Here is a 1266-nt window from a genome sequence, read left to right on the forward strand (position 1 = left end):
AGAAGTACCTGAAACAGGTGCACGGCATCGAGATCGTGGGTTTTCTCTCCCAGCTCGGCCCCATCAAGGCGGAAGGGTTCGACGAGAGCCAGATCGAGCAGAACCCCTTCTTCTTCCCCGATGCGGGCAAGCTGGAGGCGCTGGATGAATACATGCGTGCCCTCAAGAAAGAGGGCAACAGCGTGGGGGCCAAGGTGTGCGTCGTGGCGCGCAACGTGCCGGTAGGCCTGGGGGAGCCGGTGTTCGACCGCCTCGACGCCGACATCGCCCACGCCATGATGGGCATCAACGCGGTGAAAGGGGTGGAGATCGGTGACGGCTTCGCGGTGGTGGAGCAAAAAGGCTCCGAGCACCGGGACGAGATGACTCCGACCGGCTTTGCCAGCAATCATGCGGGGGGCATCCTGGGGGGCATCTCGTCGGGTCAGGAGATCGTGGTGAGCATGGCCCTCAAGCCCACCTCCAGCATCACGGTGCCGGGCAAGACCATCACCACCAGTGGTGAGGCCACCGAGATGATCACCAAGGGGCGTCACGACCCCTGCGTCGGCATCCGTGCCGTGCCCATCGCCGAGGCCATGCTGGCCCTGGTGCTGATGGATCACCTGCTGCGCCATCGCGCCCAGAACCAGGGCGTGCACACCCAGACCCCGCAGCTGCGCTGATCATGCTGCGGGCAGGGTGAGTGATCACCAGACACCACAAGGCGACCCCAGGGTCGCCTTTTTCATGGATTTTTTCCGGCGCCTGCCTCAGGGGGCCGATGGCGTCGAGAGCGATGGGGTCCGGGTTGCATCCAGGCGGCAGCGGGGCGGCGCAAAGGCGGGATCCGGTGAGGGCAGGGCAGCGATGGCGGCATCGATGCGGGCGAGCGCCTCATCGCTCACGGCCTCTTTGGCAAACATCAGGCGCACTGGCTGCTGGTGCAAGAGCACCTGGCACTGGATGGCATCGCTCGCCCCGAGCTGGCCGAGCCGGTAGCGGGCGTACTGCCACTCCATGATGACGCCGTCGAGGCGGCGCGCCAGCAAGAGGGTGAGCAGCCTGTCATCGCTGTTGTATTCGCTCGCCAGCCCGAGGGCGGGGCACTCCTCGCTCATCGGCAGGGGGCGGGTGCCCCGCAGCTTGCCAAGGCGCAGCCCCTTGGCCTGGCAGAGGGTTGCCAGCTCCGTGATCTCTCGCCAGCCCTCGGGCTCCCCGGCCTGCGGGCGCTGGCTCAGCAGCACGAAGCTGGCGCGCCGATAGGGGGCGGAGAAGCGGGCGAAC

1 protein-coding gene and 1 pseudogene are annotated in these 1266 nt (G+C 66.9%); one reads left to right on the top strand and one right to left on the bottom strand.

Annotated features, from left to right (window positions below; translation table 11 throughout):
* Positions 1-665, top strand: a 665-nt coding sequence (gene aroC / locus AACR77_RS09560) for a chorismate synthase (protein WP_042881040.1), incomplete at its 5' end; no start/stop codon positions are given.
* Positions 666-752: 87 nt separating this feature from the next.
* Here the strand turns inward: aroC and AACR77_RS09565 are convergent.
* Positions 753-1266 (bottom strand): annotated as a pseudogene (locus AACR77_RS09565) (ABC transporter substrate-binding protein); the annotation flags it as partial.

Origin of the sequence: Aeromonas sp. ZOR0002, assembly GCF_963866995.1 — a bacterium.
Classification (GTDB): Bacteria; Pseudomonadota; Gammaproteobacteria; order Enterobacterales; family Aeromonadaceae; genus Aeromonas; species Aeromonas caviae.